Annotated in this window: 20 protein-coding genes; 13 read left to right on the top strand and 7 right to left on the bottom strand. The window is 58.0% G+C overall.

The annotated features are described in order from the left end of the window. The first annotated feature begins 23 nt into the window (after positions 1–23). From J2Y91_RS20025 to J2Y91_RS19965, 13 genes are all read left to right on the top strand, one after another. Complete coding sequence (locus tag J2Y91_RS20025; RefSeq protein WP_133623539.1) at positions 24–1,694, top strand: lipase family alpha/beta hydrolase; 1,671 nt, start codon at positions 24–26, stop codon at positions 1,692–1,694. Next, positions 1,691–2,788 (top strand): T6SS immunity protein Tli4 family protein, encoded by a 1,098-nt coding sequence (locus J2Y91_RS20020; protein WP_133623540.1) that lies wholly within the window; start codon positions 1,691–1,693, stop codon positions 2,786–2,788. Before J2Y91_RS20025 ends, J2Y91_RS20020 begins: the two co-directional genes overlap by 4 nt. A gap of 71 nt (positions 2,789–2,859) precedes the next feature. Then, complete coding sequence (locus tag J2Y91_RS20015; protein WP_133623541.1) at positions 2,860–3,945, top strand: T6SS immunity protein Tli4 family protein; 1,086 nt, start codon at positions 2,860–2,862, stop codon at positions 3,943–3,945. Between the two features lie 72 nt (positions 3,946–4,017). Further along, complete coding sequence (locus J2Y91_RS20010) at positions 4,018–5,103, top strand: T6SS immunity protein Tli4 family protein (protein WP_133623542.1); 1,086 nt, start codon at positions 4,018–4,020, stop codon at positions 5,101–5,103. 130 nt (positions 5,104–5,233) lie between these two features. Continuing rightward, on the top strand, positions 5,234–5,509 hold the full coding sequence (locus J2Y91_RS20005) for a PAAR domain-containing protein (protein WP_133623543.1): 276 nt from the start codon (positions 5,234–5,236) through the stop codon (positions 5,507–5,509). Between the two features lie 125 nt (positions 5,510–5,634). After that, positions 5,635–6,759 (top strand): KPHS_23130 family T6SS system protein, encoded by a 1,125-nt coding sequence (locus J2Y91_RS20000; protein ID WP_133623544.1) that lies wholly within the window; start codon positions 5,635–5,637, stop codon positions 6,757–6,759. Continuing rightward, positions 6,756–10,169: an ImcF-related family protein gene (locus J2Y91_RS19995; RefSeq protein ID WP_133623545.1), complete on the top strand. Its 3,414-nt coding sequence runs from the start codon at positions 6,756–6,758 to the stop codon at positions 10,167–10,169. The genes J2Y91_RS20000 and J2Y91_RS19995 overlap by 4 nt, the downstream gene beginning before the upstream one ends. After that, positions 10,166–11,761, top strand: a complete 1,596-nt coding sequence (gene tssA / locus J2Y91_RS19990) for a type VI secretion system protein TssA (protein ID WP_133623546.1) — start codon at positions 10,166–10,168, stop codon at positions 11,759–11,761. Before J2Y91_RS19995 ends, tssA begins: the two co-directional genes overlap by 4 nt. A 37-nt stretch (positions 11,762–11,798) precedes the next feature. Further along, positions 11,799–13,553, top strand: a complete 1,755-nt coding sequence (gene tssF / locus J2Y91_RS19985; protein ID WP_133623547.1) for a type VI secretion system baseplate subunit TssF — start codon at positions 11,799–11,801, stop codon at positions 13,551–13,553. Continuing rightward, entirely contained in the window at positions 13,517–14,599 is a 1,083-nt protein-coding gene (tssG, locus tag J2Y91_RS19980; RefSeq protein ID WP_133623548.1) for a type VI secretion system baseplate subunit TssG, read from the top strand. The genes tssF and tssG overlap by 37 nt, the downstream gene beginning before the upstream one ends. After that, positions 14,577–15,122: a type VI secretion system lipoprotein TssJ gene (tssJ, locus tag J2Y91_RS19975; protein WP_133623549.1), complete on the top strand. Its 546-nt coding sequence runs from the start codon at positions 14,577–14,579 to the stop codon at positions 15,120–15,122. Before tssG ends, tssJ begins: the two co-directional genes overlap by 23 nt. Next, the gene (gene tssE / locus J2Y91_RS19970) at positions 15,122–15,577 is read left to right on the top strand and encodes a type VI secretion system baseplate subunit TssE (RefSeq protein ID WP_048916119.1); all 456 of its coding nucleotides are present in this window, start codon (positions 15,122–15,124) and stop codon (positions 15,575–15,577) included. Before tssJ ends, tssE begins: the two co-directional genes overlap by 1 nt. A gap of 38 nt (positions 15,578–15,615) precedes the next feature. Beyond that, complete coding sequence (locus J2Y91_RS19965; RefSeq protein WP_133623551.1) at positions 15,616–16,953, top strand: VasL domain-containing protein; 1,338 nt, start codon at positions 15,616–15,618, stop codon at positions 16,951–16,953. A gap of 36 nt (positions 16,954–16,989) precedes the next feature. On the opposite strand, the gene nth is transcribed toward J2Y91_RS19965, so the two are convergent. Genes nth through rsxA form a run of 7 tightly spaced genes read right to left on the bottom strand, consistent with a single transcriptional unit; the run spans position 16,990 to position 23,369 of the window. Beyond that, positions 16,990–17,625: an endonuclease III gene (nth, locus tag J2Y91_RS19960; RefSeq protein ID WP_133623552.1), complete on the bottom strand. Its 636-nt coding sequence runs from the start codon at positions 17,623–17,625 to the stop codon at positions 16,990–16,992. Further along, complete coding sequence (locus J2Y91_RS19955; protein WP_133623553.1) at positions 17,622–18,320, bottom strand: electron transport complex subunit E; 699 nt, start codon at positions 18,318–18,320, stop codon at positions 17,622–17,624. Before J2Y91_RS19955 ends, nth begins: the two co-directional genes overlap by 4 nt. Beyond that, a complete protein-coding gene (rsxG, locus tag J2Y91_RS19950) occupies positions 18,313–18,945 on the bottom strand; it encodes an electron transport complex subunit RsxG (RefSeq protein ID WP_133625063.1) in 633 nt (210 codons plus the stop codon). The genes J2Y91_RS19955 and rsxG overlap by 8 nt, the downstream gene beginning before the upstream one ends. Then, the gene (gene rsxD, locus J2Y91_RS19945) at positions 18,945–20,006 is read right to left on the bottom strand and encodes an electron transport complex subunit RsxD (protein WP_133623554.1); all 1,062 of its coding nucleotides are present in this window, start codon (positions 20,004–20,006) and stop codon (positions 18,945–18,947) included. The genes rsxG and rsxD overlap by 1 nt, the downstream gene beginning before the upstream one ends. Further along, positions 20,007–22,220, bottom strand: a complete 2,214-nt coding sequence (rsxC, locus tag J2Y91_RS19940) for an electron transport complex subunit RsxC (RefSeq protein ID WP_133623555.1) — start codon at positions 22,218–22,220, stop codon at positions 20,007–20,009. After that, complete coding sequence (rsxB, locus tag J2Y91_RS19935; protein ID WP_048916110.1) at positions 22,213–22,788, bottom strand: electron transport complex subunit RsxB; 576 nt, start codon at positions 22,786–22,788, stop codon at positions 22,213–22,215. The genes rsxC and rsxB overlap by 8 nt, the downstream gene beginning before the upstream one ends. Continuing rightward, positions 22,788–23,369, bottom strand: a complete 582-nt coding sequence (gene rsxA / locus J2Y91_RS19930) for an electron transport complex subunit RsxA (RefSeq protein WP_133623556.1) — start codon at positions 23,367–23,369, stop codon at positions 22,788–22,790. The genes rsxB and rsxA overlap by 1 nt, the downstream gene beginning before the upstream one ends. Between the last annotated feature and the right edge of the window lie 94 nt (positions 23,370–23,463).

The raw sequence follows: 23,463 nt of genomic DNA, 5'->3' as shown, positions 1-23,463 counted from the left end.
CCTGAACAAAAAGGATGGAACGAATGGCGGAACAAAAACCAGCGGGAAGCGGTGACGGTCAGCATGTGACCTACATACTGCCGGAGTGGGATCAGCACGGGCTCGTCAACTGGCACGGTATCCAGAACCAGAAAAAATCATTGAATGCCAGGGCGGTGCTGCTGCAGCCACCGATTAAGGTTATCCCGGTTATTTTTCTCCCTGGCGTGATGGGGACGAATCTGATGTCGAGCCAGGGTGATCAGCCAGAGGCTATCTGGCGCGGCGACAGTCAGGTGGGGGTGTATTGGGAATGGGCATCGAAAAATGGAGATAATCGACGAGAGTTGCTCAACCCGGATACTACAAAGGTGGATAACCGTGGCGATATCGACCAAAGTTTCTCTTCACCGTTATCCGATGACGGAAAAATGTTTCCAACCCGCAGCGAACGCGGCTGGGGCGAGATTTTATCCTTCAGCTACGGCAAGTTTTTAAGCGTCTTCCAAGGGGCACTGCTGGATGACTGGCAGCAGGACCTGGTGAATTACGCCACGCCCGCCCGGGGGAAAGGCGGCGTGTTAAGCCAGCTGGTGGGCAGGCCGCTGTCGCAGGATAAAGTAGACGAGATTAGTGGCGAATCCGTAATGACTCAGCAGGAGCTTGATCACTTCCGAAATTTTTTATTGCCGCTCCATGTCTACGGCTATAACTGGCTGCAGGATAATAAAACCTCGGCCGAAGGGCTGGTTAACTATATCGACGAGGTGATTGACCTCTACAAACATGAGCACTCTCACGGCATGGCGTTTCCCGCCGGGCAGGAGAAAGTCATCATCGTCACCCATTCGATGGGGGGGCTGGTAGCGCGCTATGCCTCGCAGATTTCAGGGGCTAAGGATAAAATCCTTGGCATTGTGCACGGCGTTATCCCTGACCTCGGTTCCCCGGCGGCGTACCGCCGTATGAAAGTCGGCGCGGGGCAGGAGGGGATGGCGGGAACGGTGCTGGGCAAAACGGCGCAGGAGCTGATGCCAGTGTTAGCCCGTGCCCCGGCACCGCTGCAGCTGCTGCCCTCTGCTAAATACCTCGGTGGCGCGCCATGGTTGACGGTGGAGGGGGGCAGTGAGGATGGCAGCGATCTCAAACTGCCAAAGGCCCGGGACCCGTTTGGCGAAATCTACCTCAATGAAACCCTGTGGTACCGACTGTATGAGGCCGATATTATCGATAAGAATGCGGCGGTGATTAAACGCAACTGGAATGCCTATCGCGAATTGGTAGATGACAGTGTTCGTCAGTTTATTACCCAGTTGGATAAATGGGGATATCACCCTAATACCTATGCATTTTATGGTCATAAAATTGACTCCGACGGAAAGCTAAGCTGGAAAAAAACATCCCGAACTTTCCCGAAAAACATGCATGAGAGTGACAGGAAACTGCCAAACAACTACCGTGAGGTTCCGCTGCCGTTTCATCGCTCTCAGCTTTATCACGTCGTGTCATCCAACACCCCGGGCGACGGTACGGTGCCGGTGGAGTCACTGAACACTATACTTCATAGCAGCAGTATCAAAAGCGTGCTGGCAACCAATGTTGACCATCAGAAAGCCTATGACGTCAGCAGCCTGAAAGATATCTCTAAACGACCGGCCCTGCAATTTACCCTGCGGGCGATTGTGAAAATGGTGCAGGAGGTCCCGGTTCCATGAAATCTGTCCAGAAATTTACTTTGTTAGCGCTGCTGGCCAGCAGCATGCTGCTTGCTACCCCGACCCTGGCCGCTACATTACCGCCTATCACGCAGAAGGAGAGTGCTGTGATCAACACCCTGTTTGCCGAAACCAAACCGCAGTGCATCGGGCGCTATATCATTGATGTGCCGCAGTCATTTAACAACCAGCTGCACGATATGATTTTTATCGATGACTTTAAAATCAGCAGCAAGTGGGTCTATCCGCCAGCCTTTCAGCAGCGGGTAAGGCTTAGGGAGCAGGAATTACGAGATTCGATTAATAAGCCCGGGAACGATCCGCAAAACGGCCCGTTTATAAAAGAGAAAATCCTGCTTCCTGAAGGTAAAGGTGTGATATTTGATAGCAACAGACCAGGCTCAGATGACCTTTATCGAAGGCTGGAAGCTCATGTTTACGTTAACATGGTTGCATTTATAATTACGGCAGATATTCGAGATTTTTCGGCACCGAAATACAAGGAAAGGAAAGCTGAATATCTTAAAACTACAACGGAAGATCAAACAAACACCAAACCCGCCAAGCTGGCCGCACTGCAGTCGTTGATCTCACGCTTAAGTGGCCGAAAGGATGAGGAAATTCCGAGGGGGAAAGGGGTGTGTATTCCGAACGGGTTTATCAGGGATGATGGCGCTAAGCACATAGAAAAAATCACCTTCCGATATGTCAATGAGGATTTGAGTTTTGGTCTTTATACAAATAGTGAATATTTGGGGTCGGATGACACACTGTTTAATCGCAGCGCGCAAATCAATGAAGCGCTCAAAACATCAAATAAATATAGCATAAAGAAAATGACGCTTACTCCTGGCGGTATTCCTTCCGAGGTATGGCTGTTCGGTGGAAATCAGACGATTACAGATCCAGTGACCAATGAAGATGAAAAGAATACCTTTTATAGATTTATGCTTAATGCAAATGAACGGGATGCCACACCTGAGAAACCCAGCATCAATATTAGTCTTAGCAGTGAGTACCTGAAAACGCAATACAGCGAAGCACAGATGATTGAAATCTGGGGCCGGCTGGTTAATTCACTTCGTTACAAATAACGAATTGAGTCGCTTATGGCTCTTCGGTTTTCCTGGGAGCCACTGTTTGAAACGGTGCAAGGATGCTTATCATGAAAATTTTCCATTACTGCGTTGCGCTATCGCTGGCCTGCCTCATATCTTTTACTCAAGCTATAGCCGTCCCGTCACCGATTAACGACAGTGCGGTGATCAACACCCTGTTTGCCGAAACCAAACCCCAGTGCATCGGGCGTTATATCATTGATGTGCCGCAGTCATTTAACAACCAGCTGCGCGATATGATTTTTATCGATGACTTCAAAATTAGCAGCAAATGGATCTACCCACCGGCCTTCCAGCAGCGGATAAGGCTGAGAGAGCAGGAACTGCGGGACGCGATTAATAAACCGGAAAACGAACCGGAAGACGCCCCGTATTTAAAGGAAGTCATTACCTTACCTGATGGTCGGGGTGTGATTTATGATCATAATGAATCGGATACTCCTGATATTTACCGCCAGCTTGAGGCTCATGTTTATGTCAACTATGTGGCCTTTGTGATAACTGCGGAATTTCGTGATTTTTCAGGTGAAAAAAATAAAGAAAAGAAAGCCAGATATATAGCCAGGGGGTTTACCGAGGCCGATGCAAACACTAAGCCCGCTAAGCTGGCTGCGCTGCAATCGTTGATTTCGCGCTTAAGTGGCCGAAAGGATGAGGAAATTCCGAGGGGAAAAGGGGTGTGTATTCCTAACGGGTTTATCAGGGATGATAGCGCTAAGCACATTGAAAAAATCACCTTCCGATATGTCAATGAGGACTTGAGTTTTGGTCTTTATACAAATAGCGAATTCATGGGTTCAGATGACACTCTGTTTAACCGCAGTGCGCAAATTAATGAAGCGCTGAAAACCTCTAATGAGTACAGCATTAAAAAAGAGGCGCGGACCATTAATGGTATTGCCACTGAAATGTGGCTGTTTGGTGGTACTCAAAATCTCAGGAATTCGGTAAGCAACGAAGTTGAAAAGAACACTTTCTATGATTTTGATCTTTATGCTAATGAGCGGGATGCCACTCCTGAAAAACCCAACCTTAATATTGGCCTCAGCAGCGAGTATCTAAGAACGCAATACAGCGAAGCGCAGATGATTGAAATCTGGAACCGGCTGGTCAATTCACTGCGCTACAAATAACTAATTGAGTTGCTTATGGCTCTCCGGTTTTCCTGGGAGCCACTGTTTAAAAGCAATGCAAGGATGCTTATCATGAAAATTTTCCATTACTGCGTTGCGCTATCGCTGGCCTGCCTAATGTCTGTTGCCCAAGCTATAGCCGTCCGGTCACCGATGAATGACAGTGCGGTGATCAACACCCTGTTTGCCGAGACCAAACCGCAGTGCATCGGGCGCTATATCATTGATGTGCCGCAGTCATTTAACAACCAGCTGCACGATATGGTTTTTATCGATGACTTTAAAATCAGCAGCAAGTGGATCTACCCGCCGGCCTTTCAGCAGCGGATACGGCTGAGGGAACAGGAATTACGAGGTTCCATTAATAAGCCCGGAAATGACCCGCAAAACACCCCGTTTATAAAAGAGAAAATCCTGCTTCCTGAAGGTAAAGGTGTTATTTTTGACAGGAATATTTCAGGAGAGGACGATCTTGGTAGAGTCTTAGAGGCCCACATATATGTTAATATGACGGCTTTTACCATCACGACTGAAATACTTGATTTGTCAGATCCTAAGTATGTGGAAAGAAAAAAAACATATGTTAAGGCAGGTTTTACTGAGTCACAGATGAATGAAAAACCCGCTAAGCTGGCAGCGTTGCAATCGTTGATTTCGCGCTTAAGTGGCCGAAAGGATGAGGAAATTCCGAGGGGGAAAGGGGTATGCATTCCGAATGGGTTTATCAGGGATGATGGTCTATATCATAAGGAAAAAGTAACATTCAGTTATAAGAATGATGATTTTGTATTCGGTGTATTCACAAATAATACTTATAAAGGTTCAAGTGACACCCTCTTTAATCGCAGCGCTGAAATTGAAAAATATCTCAATTTAGACAGTCAATACACGATAAAAAAATACAAACTCTCACCGGGTGGCATATCCTCCCAGGCATGGTTGTCTGCCGGCAAGCAAAATATTATTGATACAGAGACAAAAGGGAAGGTTGTTTTCCCGAACTATGAATTTGATCTATATGCTAACGAAGCCGATGCTAGCCCAGACAAACCGTGGCTAACCATAGGTATAGCCAACGAAAGCTTGAAAACGCAATACAGCGAAGCACAGATGATTGAAATCTGGGACCGGCTGGTCAATTCACTGCGCTATAAATGACCGCTTATAACCCATCTGTTCTCGTAAGTAGTCCGTTATTTTTATAAGGCTATGAAGTATTTAATGGCAAAGACTTTAAGTATGCATGGTATTGCCATGCTAATTTCACTTGTTAAAGTAAGGAAGCATAATGAGCGGAGGGTATTTTTTGAGAATAGGTGATGCCACCACCTGTGGCGGCAAGGTTTTAACGGGTGACTCCACTTTTTTATGGGATGGTATCGCTACAGCAAGGGCAGGAGATATGGTCTCATGCGGCAACCACGCCGGTACATATAAAATATTAGGCGGCGTAGATGGCTCGTTTGACGAGGGAGTAACACTGGCTGGTACACTTGAGAGTTATAGTTCCTGTCCTTGCCGCGCGCGAATTATTCCATCGATTCTGGACTGCTATTCTAAATGAGTATTTAATCTACCTGGTATTTTTGTTTTTTTAATCTGATAAATAACAATGCGTGATGAAAAACAACGCCACTGGCTTTGTGTTTTTCATTGTAATGGTAATACATTAAAATGGAATGATTTAATATGGCATGGCCAATACCTGATATTCCAGAAAAGCAAGCGCTGTCAAGACCGAAACTTAGGTTGTGGGTGCTCGCATTAATTATTATGCTGGCAGCAGGCTTTCTCTTGAGTATCTGGATGCTGAAAATAACGGATTATATTAACGCTTTGCTGTATGGCATTCTTCCTGCGTTTTTACTTTGGCTATGTACGTTCGGTGTTGTGTTTAATCGCTATGAGCAGTCAGTGGCTGCCAGCCTCAGTTGGAATGTCGAGAAAGAGCGGACTAAGGACGAATGGCGAAATTGGAGTCGTCGGCAGCTTGCAGTTGTGGGAAACGTTCTGTTTTCTCCTGAAGAGAAAGGCATGAAAGCGCTGCTGGCAGACTTCAAAGATGTTCCTGCCTGTCCCCAAAGAGCACGTCCACTATTCGACCCCTTGTATGATTATCCCTCGCTAATGAAAAAGTTAGATCTACAACTTGAAAAGCAATGTCCTCACTATCGTTATTTATTGCATTCTATTTATGTTATGCAAGATGCAGGGAAGTTAGTTAAAAAGAGCAAGGAGGCTATTTTTAAACAGTGGGACTTGGTTCCTGAAATAACAGACTCTATCGCACCAATCCACTCTTTCTATGATTCTAATGAAACTGACGGTTTTATTTTGATGCTCTGCCTGCAGGACTGGCCGGCACTTGCTCCTGGGCAGGCGAGTGAGTTTATTTCAGCCCAGTTGATCGCTTCTCCTGACTTTGCCCGCCAGCAGGCTTTTCCGGTTATTGCTGCTTTGAATCGCATAATGCCGCTGGAACCTGGGGGATTCACTGGCGATCTAAACATGTTTTTTGAATATAGCGGTGCTGATAAACAGAGTCTTGAATACATCTGGCTCTCTGGTAACCCAGTAAAAACAACTGCAGATATTATGCAATATGCAACAGATAACAACTGGTCATTACCTGAAGACAGGCCGCTACACTCAATTGACTTTTCATTTGGCCCCCCGGGAGAGATGGCCATTCCACTCTCTTTGGCAATGATGGTTGAAGCTGCAAATGAAACTGACAAAGACCAGCTACTTATTTACCAAACACCACAACAAACAGGAGCGCTCTGTCTGATTACCCGGGAGCTTTATACATGATGGAACAAAAAAATCAGTCAGTCGCACGTTATGGCTCATGGGGATATTTCCTTTTAATTGTTGGGCTTGCGGGGATCAGTGCATTACTGCTTTATATCAATCGGGATGTGTTAGCGAGTGCAGGGATGTCACCTCATACGGTGTGGGCAGTTTGGGCCACGATATTTGCTATTTTACTCTTTGGTCTGATTGGCTCCCCGCTGTGGTGGCGCTGGAAGCAAAGGAAAAACCAGCAGATTTACAAACCCCATTTAGTCAGGAAAGCTACAAAATCATCTTTATTGAATACTTTCGGCACGGGTATAGATTTATCCCGTCTAAAAAAACACCTCCATTCCCGCTACCACCTGCTCTGGCGCTACAAGGTGCGCCTGCTTTTGGTGGTCGGCGACGATGCCGCGCGCGCCGCGCTGGTCCCCGGGCTGCAGGAGCAGCAGTGGCTGGAAGGGCAGCGCACCGTGCTGATTGACGGCGGCAGCCTGAGCGCACCGCCGGACGACGACAAATTAGCCGCGCTGCGCCAGCTGCGCCGCGGCCGCCCGCTGGACGGCATTGTCTGGGTGCTGGCAGACGGCCAGCTGCTGACCCCGCAGATGCAGGATAACGGCCTGCGCAGCCTGGAGAACATCTCGCAGGCCCTGCGCTGGCAGCCCCCGGTGTGGCTGTGGCAGCTGCGCGGCAGCGAGTGGCCGCAGGATGGGCGCGAGCAGCAGACGGTCGGCGCGCTGTTTTCCGCGCGCGCGCGGCCGGAAGAGGTCAGCCAGCAGCTCGACAGCCTGGTTCCGCAGCTGCGTGAGCAGGGCATGGCGCAGATTGCGCAAAACCTCTCCCATGACTTCCTGCTGCGGCTGGGCAGCGAGCTGGAGCAGGGCGCAAGCCTGCAGTGGCAGCAGCGCCTGAGCCGCTGGCTGACCACCCGGCAGGCGCGCATTCCGCTGCGCGGCCTGATGTTCAGCCTGCCCTGCGGCGCTCAGGTCTCCGCCAGCCACGACCATGCGCTGACCCTCTCCAGCAGCTGGGACGGCATCGTGGCTGCCTGCCGCCGTCTGTCCGGCCGCCGCGTCGGCATGCCGTGGCAGCAGACGCTGGCCTGGGCGCTGATGGCGCTTATCGGCCTGTGGGGCGCGGGGCTGCTGCTCTCCTTCGCGCTTAACCGCAGCCAGATTGTCAGCGTGGCGCAGAAGGCGCGCGCGCTGGTGCAGGCTCCGGCGGTGTCCGACCGCCAGCTTACCGAGCTGCACGCGCTGCGCAACGACGCCGGGCTGCTTAAACACCGCCATCAGGACGGCTCGCCGTGGTACCAGCGCTTCGGCCTTGACCACAATACGCCGCTGCTGGAGGCGATGATGCCGTGGTACGGCGTGGCGAATAACCGCCTGCTGCGCGACCCGGCCAGCGCCGCGCTGCAGCAGCAGCTGAGCGCGCTGGCCGACCTGCCGCCCAACAGCCCGCAGCGTGCAGAGCGCGCCAGGCCGGGCTATGACCAGCTGAAGGCGTGGCTGATGATGGCGCGCACGGATAAGGTCGACAGCGCATTTTACGCGCAGGTGATGAAGACGGTGCAGCCGACACGGGGCGGCATCTCGCCCGGCCTGTGGCAGAGCCTGGCGCCGGACCTTTGGGCGTTTTACATCAGCGAGCTGCCGCACCAGCCGCAGTGGAAGATCACCCCGGACCCGCAGCTGGTCAGCCAGAGCCGCCAGGTGCTGCTGCAGCAGATAGGCCGCCGCAACGCCGAAAGTACCCTGTATGAGAACATGCTGAAATCGGTGCGCCGCAACTTTGCCGACGTCACGCTGGAGGATATGACCGGTGGCACCGACGCGCGCCGCCTGTTCACCACCGATGAGATCGTGCCGGGCATGTTTACCCGCCAGGCGTGGGAGGGCGGCGTGCAGCAGGCGATAGAGACCGCGGCCAAATCGCGCCGCGATGAGATTGACTGGGTGCTGAGCGACAGCCGCCGCAGCGTCTCGGCCGACCTGTCGCCGGAAGCGCTCAGGGAGCGCCTGACGCAGCGCTACTTTACCGACTTTGCCGGCAGCTGGCTCAACTTCCTCAACGGCCTGCGCCTCAACCCGGCGGCCAACATCGCCAACGTCACCGACCAGCTGACGCTGATGAGCGACGTGCGCCAGTCGCCGCTGATTGCGCTGATGAACACCCTGGCGTGGCAGGGGCAGGCGGGTCAGAAGAGCGAGGCGCTGTCGGACTCGCTGATTAAATCGGCGCAGGAGCTGGTGGGCAGCAGCAAAAAGCCGGTGATTGACCAGGGCGCCGCCGGTCCGCAGGGGCCGCTCGACGAGACCTTCGGCCCGCTGCTGACGCTGATGGGCCGCAACAAAGCCGCCAGCGCACTGTCCGGCGACGACAGCCTGAGCCTGCAGACGTACCTGACGCGCATCACCCGCGTGCGCCTGCGCCTGCAGCAGGTGGCGGGCAGCTCGGATCCGCGGGAGATGATGCAGACGCTGGCGCAAACCGTGTTCCAGGGCAAAAGCGTTGACCTGACCGACACCCGCCAGTACGGCAGCCTGATTGCCGCCAGCCTTGGCGAGGAGTGGAGCGGCTTCGGCCAGACGATGTTCGTGCAGCCGCTGACCCAGGCGTGGGAGACGGTGCTGCAGCCGTCCGCCGCCAGCCTGAATGACAAATGGGCGCGCTCGGTGGTGGCGCTGTGGCACGGCGCGTTTGACGGGCGCTACCCGTTTGCCGCCAGTAATAACGACGCCTCGCTGCCGATGCTGGCCGAGTTCCTGCGCAGGGACAGCGGGCGCATCGAGCGCTTCCTCAGCGCGGAGCTGGGCGGCGTGCTGCATAAGGAGGGCAGCCAGTGGGTGCCAGACCGCACCAACAGCCAGGGGCTGACCTTTAACCCGGCGTTTATCAAAGCGCTTAACCAGCTGAGCCAGCTGTCGGACGTGCTGTTCACCGACGGCAGTCAGGGCATCAGCTTTGAGCTGCAGGCGCGCCCGGCGCCGGGGGTGGTGCAGACGCAGCTGACCATTGACGGCCAGCAGCAGAAGTACTTCAACCAGATGGCGGAGTGGCAGACCTTCCGCTGGCCGGGCGACACCTTTAAGCCGGGTACCATGCTGACCTGGAGCACCGCCAGCGCGGGAGCCAGGCTGTTTGGCGACTACAGCGGCACCTGGGGTCTTATCCGCTGGCTGGAGCAGGGCAAGCGTCACCAGCTTGACCGCAGCCAGTGGATGATGAGCTTTAGCGCGCCGGACGGCAGCGTGCTGCAGTGGGTACTGCGCTCCCAACTGGGTAGCGGCCCGCTCCAGCTGCTGCAGCTGCGTAATTTTACGCTGCCGGCAGAGATATTCAGCGTCGATGCCGAAATGGCGGCGCAGGCGCTCTCGGGGAATGATGAGTTACCCGTCACGGAAGGAGGTTCCGAATGACCACGCTGCAAAACTTAGTCACCGCCTGTCACGCAGAAGAAGGCACGTTGATTTCACTGGCGCAGGCGCGGGCGGATGACTGGCGCTCCTGGCTGCTGCCGCTGAGTGACGCGCAGCCGACGGGCGATGAACCCGGCTATGACGATGACTTTCAGCGCATGCGCGAAGAGGTCAACAAGCTCTCAGGCATTGATACCGCGCTGATCTGCCAGCTGGCGGAAAAGCTGCTGACCACGGCCAGCAAGGATCTGCGCGTGGTGACCTTCTACATCTGGGCGCGTCTGCATCAGGACGGCGAGGCCGGGCTGGCGGAAGGGCTGGAGCTGCTGGCCGCGATGCTGCAGCGCTTCGGCATGCAGCTGCACCCACAGCGCGAGCGCAGCCGCACGTCCGCTCTGGAGTGGCTCGGCAGCGGGCGCGTGCTCGACAGCCTGTCGCTCTACCCGGAGGTGGATATGGCCGCCATGCAGCGTATCACCGGCGCGCTGCTGCTGGCGCAGCAGGCGATGCAGCCGTTTGCCGAAGAACACCGTCCGCAGCTCACCGGCCTGTGCGTGGCGCTGGAAAACCGCCTGGCGCAGAGCGGCGGGGCAGACAGCATGGTGCCGCAGACCAGCCGCGATGACGCTGCGCCCGTGGCTGCACCCTCTGCCGCCGCCCCGCTGATGACCGCCGTAAGTTCCGGCCGCGATCTGCTCGACCAGGCGAAAATGCTGGCGGGCTACCTGCGCGACCAGCCCGGCGGCTGGCTGGCCGGGCATCACCTGATGAAAAGCATTCGTTGGGATACGCTGACCGAGCTGCCGCCGCTTGATGCCAGCGGACGCACCCGCCTCGCACCGCCGAAGCCGGATCACCGTGCTCACCTCAAGCGCCTTTACCTGCAGCAGAGCTGGATGGAGCTGCTGGAGCAGGCCGACAGCCTGTATGCCCAGGGCGTCAACCACCTGTGGCTGGACTTACAGTGGTACACCTGGCAGGCGCTGGCGAAGCTGGATGCCGACAGCGCGCGTGCCGATATTCTCTGCCGCGATGTGCAAGGGCTGCTGTCGCGGCTACCGGGTCTGGAGGCGCTGGCGTTTAACGACGGTACGCCATTTGCTGATGAAGTGACGCTGAACTGGATCAATCAGCAGGTGATGGATAACCCGGGCGGCTGGGGGGCGGAGGCGGTGACAGCGGCATCGCAAAGTGATGAAGAGGTGCTGCTGCTGGAGCCGGAGCTGCTGGCGCTGGCCGACAGCGACGGCATTGAAGCCGCGTTTGGCTGGTTACAGTCGCGCCCGGGCATGACTTCGCTGCGCGACCAGTGGCTGATGCGCCTGCTGATGGCGCGGGTGGCGGAGCAGTACGCCCGTCACGATCTGGCGTTCCACCTGCTCGGTGAACTGGACAGCAACGCGCAGGCCCTGACGCTGCAGCACTGGTCGCCAGCCCTGCTGTTTGAGGTGCGGGCGCGGCGGTTAAAGCTGCTGCGCATCAAAGCCTCGCGCAGCGAAACGGACAAAACCCGCATTCAGCCGGAAATGGACGCGCTGCTGAGTGGCTTAATCAGCCTTGACCCGGCGCGTGCGGCGGTACTTTGCAGTTAATGACTTCCTCCGATACACCCCTTATTCAGGTTTTATTATGGACGACTTAACCCTGCGTTATTACGACGCTGAAATGCGCTACCTGCTTGAAGCCGGTGAAGAGTTTGCCCGCGCCCACCCGGACCGGGCGGCGCTGCTGAACCTGGACAAATCCGGCGCGCGCGACCCTTACGTTGAGCGCCTGTTCGAAGGCTTCGCCTTTATGATGGGCCGCCTGCGCGAGAAGCTGGACGACGATCTTCCGGAGCTAACGGAAGGGCTGGTCACGCTGCTGTGGCCGCACTACCTGCGCACCATTCCGTCGATGTCGGTGGTGGAGTTCAGCCCCGACTGGCGCGAGATGAAAGAAAAAATGGCCATCGCGAAGGGCTTTGAGGTGCTGTCACGGCCAATCGGCGAGAAAGCGACCCGCTGCCGCTACACCACCACCCGTGAAATCAGCCTGCAGCCGCTGGCGCTGGAGCTGGCCGCGCTTTCCACCGACCCGGACGGTCGCTCGGTGGTGCGCCTGCGCTTTGCCTGCAGCAGCCTGGCTGACTGGAGCAGGGCTGACCTCAGCCTGATCCCGATATATCTCAATGCCGATGCGCCGCTGGCCTGCGCAATGCATGAAGCCTTTACCCTGAATAGCGCCAGCATCTGGCTACGCCTGCCGGGTGACCCGGAGCGCCGCCCGCTCGATGCGCGCTTCACCGCGCTGGGATTTGGTGAAGATGACCGGCTGTGGCCAAAGGGCAACAGCAGCTTCAGCGGCTATCAGCTGCTGCTGGAGTACTTCACCTTCCGCGAGAAGTTTATGTTCACCTGCCTGCGTGGGCTGGAGCATATCGCCCTGCCTGCTGAGCTGCCCTGGTTCGAAATCGACGTGGTGCTGGCGCAGCGCTGGGAGCATGATTTTACCTTCAGCGAGAAGCACCTGCGGCTGCACTGTGCGCCGGTGATTAACCTCTTCCCGCTGGAGTCCGACCCGCTGACGCTCAACTCGCTGCAAACCGAATACCTGCTGCGCCCGATGCGCGTGCAGGACGGGCATACCGAAATTTATTCCGTCGACTCGGTGATGTCTTCCGGCCAACACACCTACGTGCCGTTCTCCAGCTTCCGCCACAAGGGCGGGATGATGCGCCACGAAGCGCCGGAGTATTACTACCACTCCCGCGTGCGGCGCGGTGCTTCCGGGCTGCACAACACCTGGCTTATCCTCGGCGGTGAAGCCTTTGATAACCACAGCGTGCCCGGTGACGAAAGCCTGTCATTAACCCTGACCGGCACCAATGGCCAGCTGCCGCGCCGCGCCCTGCAGAGCACGGTGCTGGATACCGCTATCATCACCAGCTCGACCCGCGTCGAGGTGCGCAACCTCTGTGCGCCAACGCTGCCCTGTTATCCGCCGGACCGCGACCGCTTCCACTGGCGCGTGCTCAGCCACCTCGGCAGCAACTTCCTGTCGATGATGGACAATGCCGAAGTGCTGCGCGGCACGCTGGCGCTGTACGAGTGGACCGGCAGCGAGATGAACCGCCGCCGCCTGGAGGCGATCCTCGACGTTAGCCATAGCGAAACCGAGCGCTTCGAGCAGGGCTACCTGCTGCGCGGCGTGCAGATTGACGTGACGCTCGACAGCAACGGTTTTGCCGGGCACGGCGACATCTGCCTGTTCGGCGAGATGCTCAGCCACTTTTTCGCGCTGTACACCGACATTTATCTGTTTAACCGCCTGGTTATTATCCTGCAACCCACCGGAGAGCGCCTGGAATGGCAAGAGAAACACAACCGCCGCATTCCCGGCTGAGCCCGCGTATGGAAGCTGACCTGACGCGGATGAACTTTTACCGCTTCTGTCAGCTGCTGGAAAAACAGCATCCGGACAGGCCGCCGCTCGGCAGCACCGCCTGTCCTCAGGATGATGCGGTGCGCTTCAGCCCGTGGCCGGGCATGGGCTTTCCCGCCAGCGAGCTGAAAAGCGTTGAATACAGTGAAGATGACGCGGCGGCACCCAAAGTGCGCACCACCTTTATGGGCGTCTACGGCGTAGACTCCCCGCTGCCGACAACCTACCTTGATGACATCAGCCAGCGGCGCGAAGGGCACGAGGCGCTGCAGGATTTCCTGGATATCTTCAGCCACCGCATCCTGACGCAGTTCTACCGCATCTGGCGCAAATACTCCTATCCCGCCACCTTCGAGCGCGGCGGGACGGACACGATTTCTCAGTCGCTGCTGGGCCTGGTGGGCTTAGGCATTCCCGGTACCGCCAGCCATATCGCCACCCCGGTTTCGCGCTTTCTGGCGCTGCTCGGCGTGCTGCGCCAGCCGGCAAAAACCCAGGAGGGCGTGCAGGCGCTGGTACAGCTGCTGGCGCCGGAGACGCAGGCGCGGGTCAGCCCGTACTGCCTGCGCCCGATTGAAATCAACCAGCCGCTCGGCTTTTACGGCGAGCAGGATTTTTTGCTGGACGGCAACGCGCCGCTGGGCGATGAAGTGATGGACACCAGCAGCCAGCTGCTGATCGAGCTGTTCACCGACAGCGAGAGCGAAGCGCAGGGCTGGAAGCCGGACGGACAGCTGTATCAGGATTTCCTGGTGATGCTGCGCGTCTATCTCGGCTGGCGCTTTAAGGCGAAGATTCGCCTGACCGTCAGCACCGCGCTGCTGCCGGTGATGCCGCTTGGCGAGGCGCCGTTCTGGCTCGGCATGAGCGGCGTGCTGGGCGTTGAGGCGGGGAATATTCCCGACGACGTCCCGCAAACTTTTACCACCGAACTGGGCAGCTATCGCGGCCTGCAACCGACCCTGCACGTACAAGGAAATAAGCGTGTTAATTACCAGTTTGACTAAATCTACCCGCTGGCTGGTGCCGGTACTGGCCATCAGCCTGAGCGGCTGCGGACTGACGCAGAGCGTCTCAGACGGCACCCGCTCGGCGGTATCGTCCATCTTCTATAAAAAGATTAGGGTGCTGCACCTCGATTTTATCGCGCGTGAGGCACTGAATACCGACACGCGCGAAAACCATAGCAGTCCGCAGTCGGTGGTGATCCGCGTTTATCAGCTGAAAGATCGTAAAGCCTTCGACAAGCTGGTCTACCAGCAGTTAGCGACCGATGGCGACACGCTGCTGGGTGCCGATCTCCTCGCCAGCCGCGACCTGGTGCTGAGCCCTGGCGGCGCGGTTAACCTTAATATGCCGATGGAGCCGGAAGCGCAGTTTGTCGCGGTCGTCGGCCTGTTCCGTCAGCCGGACCTGGCGAAGAGTGGCTGGCAGCAGGTGCTGGAGCGCGAAGCGCTGGACCCGGATAATGCGCGCGTGCTGGAAGCGAGCGAAAACAGCCTGAGCCTGCTGCCTGTTAAGGACAACTAATGCCGCACTCACACAACTCCCCCTCGCTGTATGAAATGCTGTACGGCAACTTTGCCGGCGGGCTGGATCTGCACAACGTCAGTGAAGAGAACCAGGTGATCCTCTCGGTGCTCGACAACATGCAGCGCATCCTCAACTGCCGCGCCGGGACGCTGGCGCATCTGCCCGATTACGGCCTGCCGGATATGACCAAAATATTGCAGGGCATGCCCGGCACCGCGCACCAGCTGATGACCACGCTGTCCGGCGTGCTGCTGCGCTACGAGCCGCGCCTCAGCAGTATTAAGGTCGATATGCTGCCGCAGAGCATTCCCGGCGAGCTGCGCTACGCCATTGATGCCGAGCTGAAAGGTATCGGTCTGGTGCGCTACGGCACCGAATTTATGCCGGAAGGCAAAGTGCTGATCCGCCATATGAAACAGCAGCAGTACCTCGACGCCCGCGCCTCGCTGTAGTCAGCGGCGCCCCTCTCTGATAATTATCGAAACTTTTTATGAATATATCTGAACGTTACCTGAAAACCGGCGGCGACCCACGCACGCTGCCGGACTACGCGGCGCTGCGCGACGAGCTGGGCAAGCTGTCCCACCCGGCGCGCCCGGACGTGAACTGGCACTACGTGGAAAAACTCAGCCTCTCGCTGTTTGAGCAGAATGGCGTTGAGCTGCAAACGGCGGCCTGGTATACGCTGGCGCGCACCCAGCTGGGCGGCCTTGCTGGCCTGAACGAAGGTCTGGCTATCCTCGAAGCGTTAATCAGCCACCAGTGGGGCAACCTGTGGCCGCAGCAGGTGCATGCGCGCGTGGAGATCCTCAGCGGCCTCAGCCGCCGCGTGCAGCAGATGATGCGCACGCTGCCGATCGGCTACAGCGATCTCAGCCAGCTTTACCGCGCCGAGCAGCAGCTCACCCGGCTGAACGAGGTGTTACAGCGCCTGGAGCTGCGCCATCTCAGCCAGTTTGACGCGCTGGCGGCACTGATGCACAGCAGCGCGCTGCGGCTGGAGAACAGCGAGGCGGCGGCGGGAAACAGTTGCGCAGCGCAGCAGAATGTGGTGCTGCCCGCCAGCGCCCGGCGTGCAGCCGACCCGGCTGTGGAGATGACGCCTTCGGCCGTAAAATGGGTCTATATCGCCCAGCCCCAGCCCGAGGCGAACATTGAGGTCATGACGCCGCCGCCGCCCAGCCGCTGGAAGCCGTTTGCCGCCGGAGTAGTGACCATGCTGGTGCTGGGCGCTGCGGGAATAGGGGGATGGCAGCTTGTGCAACGCCCCGATCCGCTGATAGATCATCTTGCCGCCACGCTTTCACCCCTGGCAATGCCGCTTACCGGGGAGCAGGTCGACAGCCTGAAGCGGCAAAACTATCAGCCGGAAAAAATCCGCGAGCACACCGAACAGCAGCTGGCGTGGCTTATAACGCTGTCACCGGACTGGTCATTTGATTACGGGCAGCGGCTGGTGCGCCAGGCCCAGGCGTTTAAACCGCAGGATGCTGCGGTCGGCAAAATGGCCGCCGAGTGGCAGCAGCAGCTTAAAGCCACGGCGCTTCCGGAGGAGGCAATGGGCGGCTGGCAGCAGGGGATGGAGCATCTGCAGCAGCTGACGTCCAGGCTGAATGCCCTTGACGGGCAGCGCGGTAAATATATCACCGTCAGCGAGCTGAAATCGGTGGTGTACAACGCCACCCAGGCATTTAGCCGTTCAACCCCGGCAGAAGAGCAGCTGCGTCTTTATTCGGTTAACCCGTCGGATATTCAGCGCCGCCAGGCCGAGATGGCGCTGGAGCAGTTAGAGAAGCGCTATTTTTTGCTAAAGCAGCAGCAGGAGTGAAGCAGAAACAAAAAACCCGCCAGTTGGCGGGTTTTTTTATACTTCCGTTTTCTCGCGGAACTCGCATAAATCTTCAATCAGGCAGGAGCCGCAGCGCGGTTTACGCGCAATGCAGGTGTAGCGACCGTGCAGGATAAACCAGTGGTGGCAGTCGAACTTAAACTCCTTCGGCACCACCTTCAGCAGCTTCTCTTCCACCTGTTCCACGTTGTTACCCGGCGCAAAGCGCGTGCGGTTGCAGACGCGGAAAATATGGGTATCGACGGCGATGGTTGGCCAGCCAAAGGCGGTGTTCAGCACCACGTTAGCGGTTTTGCGCCCGACGCCCGGCAGCGCTTCCAGCGCCTCGCGGCTCTCCGGCACTTCTCCGCCGTGCTGCTCGACCAGAATGCGGCAGGTTTTGATCACGTTCTCGGCCTTGCTGTTAAACAGGCCGATGGTTTTGATGTACTCCTTCACCCCGTCTACGCCAAGTGCCAGAATCGCCGCAGGCGTATTAGCTACCGGGTAGAGTTTGGCCATCGCTTTGTTTACGCTGACGTCGGTGGCCTGCGCGGAGAGCAGCACCGCAATCAGTAGTTCAAACGGGGAAGTGAAGTTCAGTTCGGTGGTGGGGTGCGGGTTATTGTCCCGCAGCCGCACCAGAATCTCGTGACGCTTATCCTTGTTCACTGCGCAGTTTTTCCTTCCGGCATAGCAGCACTCTCCTGTTCTGCTTTCAGCGCGGCGCGCTGCTTCATTTTATTGTCGATGAGATATTTTGCCGCCAGCAGCATGCCGAGGCCGATAAACGCGCCCGGCGGCAGCATCGCCAGCAGCATTGGTGAGTCGAAATGCACCACTTCAATGCGCATCGCCTTTGCCCACGGGCCAAGCAGCTGGTCTGCGCCGTTAAAGATGGTGCCGTTACCGATAATTTCACGGATAGAGCCCAGCACCACCATCACGCTGGTGGCGCCGAGGCCAATCGCCATCCCGTCCAGCGCAGCCAGCCCGACGCGGCTTTTGGACGCCACCGCTTCGGCGCGGCCGACCACAATACAGTTGGTGACGATCAGCGGGATAAAAATCCCCAACGACTGATACAGGCCGTAGGCATAAGCATTGATCAGCATCTGCACGCAGCTCACCACCGCCGCGATAATCATCACGTAAATCGGAATACGGATTTCAGAAGGCACCCAGCGGCGCGACAGAGAAATCGCGCTATTGGTACAGGTCAGCACCAGGGTAGTAGCCAGGCCAAGGCCGAGGGCGTTGGTAGCGGTCGAAGTCACGGCCAGCAGCGGGCAGAGGCCCAGCAGCTGCACCAGCGCGGAGTTATTCTTCCACAGCCCGCCGACCAGCAGGGTTTTTGCTTCACTCATTGGCGTCTCCACAGGATGGCAACGAGGACAGTTGCCCCGGTAAGGTTTCAATATACAACGTTGTGCGCTTCACCGCATTGACCACCGCACGCGGCGTAATCGTTGCGCCGGTAAACTGGTCGAAGTCGCCACCGTCTTTCTTCACCGCGAAATGGCTGTCATCCGCGCCGGTCACTTTTTTGCCGTTAAAGCTCATGATCCAGTCAGAAATTCGCAGCTCGATTTTGTCGCCAAGACCCGGTGTTTCATGATGTTCCACCACGCGGGTGCCGTACACCGTGCCATCAAAGCTGGCGCCGACAATCAGCTGAATATTGCCAGAGTAGCCGTCAGGCGCGGTAGTTTCCACCGCCGCTGCCACGGGTTTATCACCCTTGCGCGCCAGATAGAGGTGGTGCGGGCTGCCGTTGCCCAGTGCCGGATCAGTGACAACGTAACACTCCTGCTGAATTTTATTATCATACAGCTCGGGCGGCACCACCTGGTCCAGCAGGATCTTCTGCTGGACGGCGGTCTGATGTTCAATAGTCGGCTTGGTTACCGCATTAATCACCGCCGTCAGGCCGGTGGTGATAGCGGCAAACACCGCCAGCGTTACGCCGTTTTTACGAATCGCGTCCAGCATCATTTACCCTTACGGTGTCCGTATACGCGCGGCTGCGTGTAGTAGTCAATCAGCGGCACGCAGATATTCGCCAGCAGCACGGCAAATGCCACGCCGTCCGGATAGCCGCCAAAGCTGCGGATCAGCCATACCAGCAGGCCAATCAGCACGCCGTACAGCAGGCGGCCTTTATTGGTGGTGGAGGCGGTCACCGGGTCGGTGGCGATAAAGAATGCGCCCAGCATGGTGGCCCCGGAGAACAGATGCACCAGCGGAGATACCAGGCTGTCCGGTGACAGCAGCCAGCCGAGCGTGGCGCAGAACGCCAGCGAGGCAATAAAGCTCACCGGAATATGCCAGCGGATGCTGCGCGTCCACAGCAGGAAAATGCCCCCGGCCAGGAACGCCACGTTGACCCACTGCCAGCCCAGGCCGGCCAGCACGCCGCCGTATATCGGCATTGCGCGCACTTCTTCCGCCGAATGGCCGGCGCGCAGCCCGGTTTTAAAGGTGTCGAGCGGCGTCGCCTGGCTGATGCCGTCGATCCCCACCTGCAGCTGCTGCATGCTGTGGCCGTCAAGCGTGTGGAAATGGAAGATCATACTCAGGGTGTCGCCAAAGGTCGGGCTGATGCCCTGCAGCACGTCCGGCGGCAGCCAGCTGGTCATCTGCACCGGGAAGGAGATCAGCAGCACCACGTAGCCGACCATCGCCGGGTTAAACGGGTTCTGGCCGAGGCCGCCGTAAAGATGCTTGGAGATAATCACCGCAAACAGCGTGCCGATAACAATCAGCCACCACGGCGCCAGCGGCGGGATGCTAATGCCGAGCAGCAGGGCGGTCAGCAGCGCGGAGTTATCCTTCAGCGTCTCCGCCAGCGGCAGCTTGCGTAACCGCAGAATAGCCGCTTCAGCCGTAATAGCGGCAGCCGCGCCGATCAGCACCTGGATCAGGTTACCCCAGCCAAAGTACCAGCACTGCACGGCCATGCCGGGTACGGCGGCCAGCAGTACCAGCAGCATAATGGTGCTGGTGCTGCGGCGGTTATGAGTGTAGGGCGAGCTTGCAATACGAAATGCCATTTAATCCTCTTGCGTCGACGGCTGCTGCGATTTACGCGCTTTCACGCGTGCAATGGCCGCTGCCACCGCCGCTTTACGTGCATCCTCAGGGGAGGCGGCGGGCGCCTCTTCCTGACGGGGTTCGGGTTGTTCAGGGGTGACTTCTGGCAGAGCTTCGGCGGCCTGCGCGGCTTTTTTCGCTTTGGCACGGGCGATAGCGGCCTCAATTGCCGCCTTGCGCGGGTCGGCGGCGGGTGCCGGTTGTTCGGCCACGGCCGGTTGCGGTTCAGCAACGGCGGCCTGCGCGGCTTTCTTCGCCTTGGCGCGGGCGATAGCGGCTTCGATGGCCGCCTTGCGCGGGTCAGCGGCAGGTGCCGGTTGTTCTGCCGCAGCCGGTTGCGGTTCAGCAACGGCGGCCTGCGCGGCTTTCTTCGCTTTGGCACGGGCGATAGCCGCTTCCACCGCCGTTTTACGCGGGTCAGCGGCTGGCGGCGTATCGGCGGTCGCCGGCGGCTCAGCGACGGCCGTGCTGGCTTCGGCTTTCTTCGCTTTGGCGCGGGCAATCGCGGCTTCAACGGCGGCTTTGCGCGGGTCGGCGGCCTGGCGCGTGACCGGTTCGCTGCTGGCCTGTTGCTCAGCCTGGCGCGCGCGGGCTTCCGCCTGGCGGGCTGTACGCTGCGCCGCCGCCGCCGCATCGTCATCGACCGCTGTGGCAGCGGCGGCCTGCTTCGCCTTCACGCGTTCGCGCGCGGCGTTAAGCGCATCGGCGTCGGTGATAGCCACGCTGCGTTTGGCCTGCTGGTGCTTCGCTTCACGCGCCGCTTTTTCCCGCTCCAGGCGCTGTTGACGCGCTTCAAAACGCGCCTTGGCCAGGGCAGTACGCTCGGCTTCCAGATCGATAGCCTGAATCTCGGCCTTCTCCTGGCGGTAATACTGCACCAGCGGGATATTACTCGGGCAGACATAAGCACAGGCGCCGCACTCAATGCAGTCTGCGATATTATGCTCGCGCGCTTTATCGTGATCGCCGCCGCGGCTGTACCAGTAAAGCTGCTGCGGCAGCAGGGCGGCCGGGCAGGCGTCGGCGCAGGCGCTGCAGCGGATGCAGCCCTGCTCCGGCTCGTTGTGGCCCATCTCAGAGGCGGCGGGTGCGAGAATACAGTTGGTGATTTTCACCACCGGCACATCCAGCGTCGGCAGGGTGAAGCCCATCAGCGGGCCACCCATCACCACCATCTGTTCGGCACCCGGCGCGAAATCGGCGTGATGCAGCAGATGGCTGATCGGCGTGCCGAGGCGGCCCCAGACGTTGCCAGGCTGGCGCACCGACTCACCGGTCAGGGTAATAACGCGTTCAGTAAGCGGCTCGCCGTCAATAATCGCGCGCTTAACGGCATAGGCGGTGCCGACGTTCTGCATCAGCACGCCGATATCGGTAGAGCGCCCGCCGTGCGGCACCTCTTTACCGGTGAGAATTTTAGTCAGCTGTTTGGCACCACCGGAAGGATATTTGGTGGGGATGACGCGGATCTCCATATCGCGCGCGCTGCCCAGGGCGGCTTTCAGCGCGGCAATCGCTTCCGGTTTGTTATCTTCAATGCCGATCAGGGTGCGCTCCGCCTGCAGCGTCCACGCCAGAATGCGGCAGCCTTCCAGCACTTCTGCGGCGCAGTCCTGCATCAGGCGATCGTCGGCGGTGATATAAGGCTCGCACTCGGCGCCATTGATAATCAGGGTATTGACCCCGCGCAGCCCGCCCTTCAGCTTGGTGGCGGTGGGGAAGCCCGCGCCGCCCAGCCCGGCAACGCCAGCCTGATGCACGCGGCGCACCACCTCCTGGCGGTCAAGGCTGCGATAGTCGCTCAGCGTCTGCTTATCAATCCAGCGGTCTTCGCCGTCCGGGGTGATAAAGATGCACATCTCCGCCAGCGCGGACGGATGCGCAGTCATATGCGGGGCGATTTTGCTCACGGTGCCGGAGCTTGGCGCGTGGATTGGCAGCATACGGCCATTGCCAAAGGTCAGCGCCTGGCCGCGCAGGACAGCGTCGCCGGGGCGCACGCAGATCTCGCCTTCGTTACCGATATGCTGTTTCAGCGGCAGAATAAACTGGGCGGGCAGCGGCAGCTGGCGCAGCGGCGTGCCGTTTGACTGGGTCTTCATCTCCGGTGGATGAATGCCACCTTCAAAGTCCCAAAGCCGATCTTTTTTAAAGTAGTTGAGCAGATTAAGCATGACTTTCTACAGTGATCACCCGCACCGGAATGGTTTGCAGATCCCATTTCCAGTTGGCAGTAGTGGTAGCAACCGGACGCATTTCAATGCAGTCGGTCGGGCAGGGAGCAACGCACAGGTCGCAGCCGGTACAGACATCGCTCAGCACGGTGTGCATCGCGCGGGTGGCGCCGACAATTGCATCCACCGGGCAGGCCTGAATGCACTTGGTGCAGCCGATGCAGTTGGCTTCGTCAATCCACGCCACTTTGCGCTCTGGCTCCAATGCGGCCTCTTCACCCAGCGGCTGCGGGTCGACGTTCAGCAGCGCTGCCAGTTTCAGCATGGTCTGCTCGCCGCCGGGGGCGCATTTGTTAATCAGCTCACCGTTATTACCCACCGCGTCGGCATACGGACGGCAGCCGGGGTAGCCGCACTGGCCGCACTGGCTCTGCGGCAAAATAGCGTCTATCTGCTCGACAATCGGGTCTTCTTCCACTTCGAAGCGGCGCGAGGCGTAGCCCAGCAGACCGCCCAACACCAGGCTAAGTGCGCTGAGTACCAAAACAGCAATCCAAATCGCACTCATCAGAACTTCACCAGTCCGGTAAAGCCCATAAACGCCAGCGCCATCAGGCCGGCGGTCACCAGTGCAATAGACGAGCCTTTAAACGGTGCGGGCACATCGGCCAGCACCAGGCGCTCGCGGATCCCGGCGAACAGCACCATCAACAGCGAAAAGCCGATAGAGGCGCTGAAGCCGAACAGTGCGGCCTGCAGGAAAGTGTGATTCAGGTTGACGCTGAGCAGCGGCACGCCGAGCACCGCACAGTTGGTGGTGATCAGCGGCAGGAAAATACCCAGCAGGCGGTAGAGGTCAGGGCTGGTTTTACGCACCACCATTTCGGTGAACTGCACGACCACGGCAATCACCAGGATATAGGCCATGGTACGCAGATAGACCAGATCGAGCGGCAGCAGGATCAGGTGGTTGACCAGCCAGGCACAGATAGAGGCCAGGGTAATAACAAAGGTGGTGGCGAGTCCCATGCCAATTGCCGTTTCCAGTTTTTTGGAAACGCCCATGAAGGGACAGAGGCCGAGAAACTTCACCAGGACGAAGTTATTCACCAGTACTGTGCCAATAAAGAGAAGCAGGTATTCGGTCATTATTACGCCTGAAGAAAAGTCAAAAGCAGCACATTATCGGATATTGGCTACGCCATCACAACCGTTGCGCGGCGGGTGTCCGACGCCAGCGCAC

Origin of the sequence: Erwinia aphidicola (assembly GCF_024169515.1) — a bacterium.
GTDB classification, from domain to species: domain Bacteria; phylum Pseudomonadota; class Gammaproteobacteria; order Enterobacterales; family Enterobacteriaceae; genus Erwinia; species Erwinia aphidicola.
This window is presented reverse-complemented; position numbering and strand designations above follow the sequence as displayed.

Coding starts and splice junctions, on each gene's coding strand:
- J2Y91_RS20025 (WP_133623539.1), top strand. CDS start 24: ATGGCGGAACAAAAACCAGCGGGAAGCGGTGACGGTCAGCATGTGACC.
- J2Y91_RS20020 (WP_133623540.1), top strand. CDS start 1,691: ATGAAATCTGTCCAGAAATTTACTTTGTTAGCGCTGCTGGCCAGCAGC.
- J2Y91_RS20015 (WP_133623541.1), top strand. CDS start 2,860: ATGAAAATTTTCCATTACTGCGTTGCGCTATCGCTGGCCTGCCTCATA.
- J2Y91_RS20010 (WP_133623542.1), top strand. CDS start 4,018: ATGAAAATTTTCCATTACTGCGTTGCGCTATCGCTGGCCTGCCTAATG.
- J2Y91_RS20005 (WP_133623543.1), top strand. CDS start 5,234: ATGAGCGGAGGGTATTTTTTGAGAATAGGTGATGCCACCACCTGTGGC.
- J2Y91_RS20000 (WP_133623544.1), top strand. CDS start 5,635: ATGGCATGGCCAATACCTGATATTCCAGAAAAGCAAGCGCTGTCAAGA.
- J2Y91_RS19995 (WP_133623545.1), top strand. CDS start 6,756: ATGATGGAACAAAAAAATCAGTCAGTCGCACGTTATGGCTCATGGGGA.
- tssA (WP_133623546.1), top strand. CDS start 10,166: ATGACCACGCTGCAAAACTTAGTCACCGCCTGTCACGCAGAAGAAGGC.
- tssF (WP_133623547.1), top strand. CDS start 11,799: ATGGACGACTTAACCCTGCGTTATTACGACGCTGAAATGCGCTACCTG.
- tssG (WP_133623548.1), top strand. CDS start 13,517: ATGGCAAGAGAAACACAACCGCCGCATTCCCGGCTGAGCCCGCGTATG.
- tssE (WP_048916119.1), top strand. CDS start 15,122: ATGCCGCACTCACACAACTCCCCCTCGCTGTATGAAATGCTGTACGGC.
- J2Y91_RS19965 (WP_133623551.1), top strand. CDS start 15,616: ATGAATATATCTGAACGTTACCTGAAAACCGGCGGCGACCCACGCACG.
- J2Y91_RS19955 (WP_133623553.1), bottom strand. CDS start 18,320: ATGAGTGAAGCAAAAACCCTGCTGGTCGGCGGGCTGTGGAAGAATAAC.
- rsxG (WP_133625063.1), bottom strand. CDS start 18,945: ATGCTGGACGCGATTCGTAAAAACGGCGTAACGCTGGCGGTGTTTGCC.
- rsxD (WP_133623554.1), bottom strand. CDS start 20,006: ATGGCATTTCGTATTGCAAGCTCGCCCTACACTCATAACCGCCGCAGC.
- rsxC (WP_133623555.1), bottom strand. CDS start 22,220: ATGCTTAATCTGCTCAACTACTTTAAAAAAGATCGGCTTTGGGACTTT.
- rsxB (WP_048916110.1), bottom strand. CDS start 22,788: ATGAGTGCGATTTGGATTGCTGTTTTGGTACTCAGCGCACTTAGCCTG.
- rsxA (WP_133623556.1), bottom strand. CDS start 23,369: ATGACCGAATACCTGCTTCTCTTTATTGGCACAGTACTGGTGAATAAC.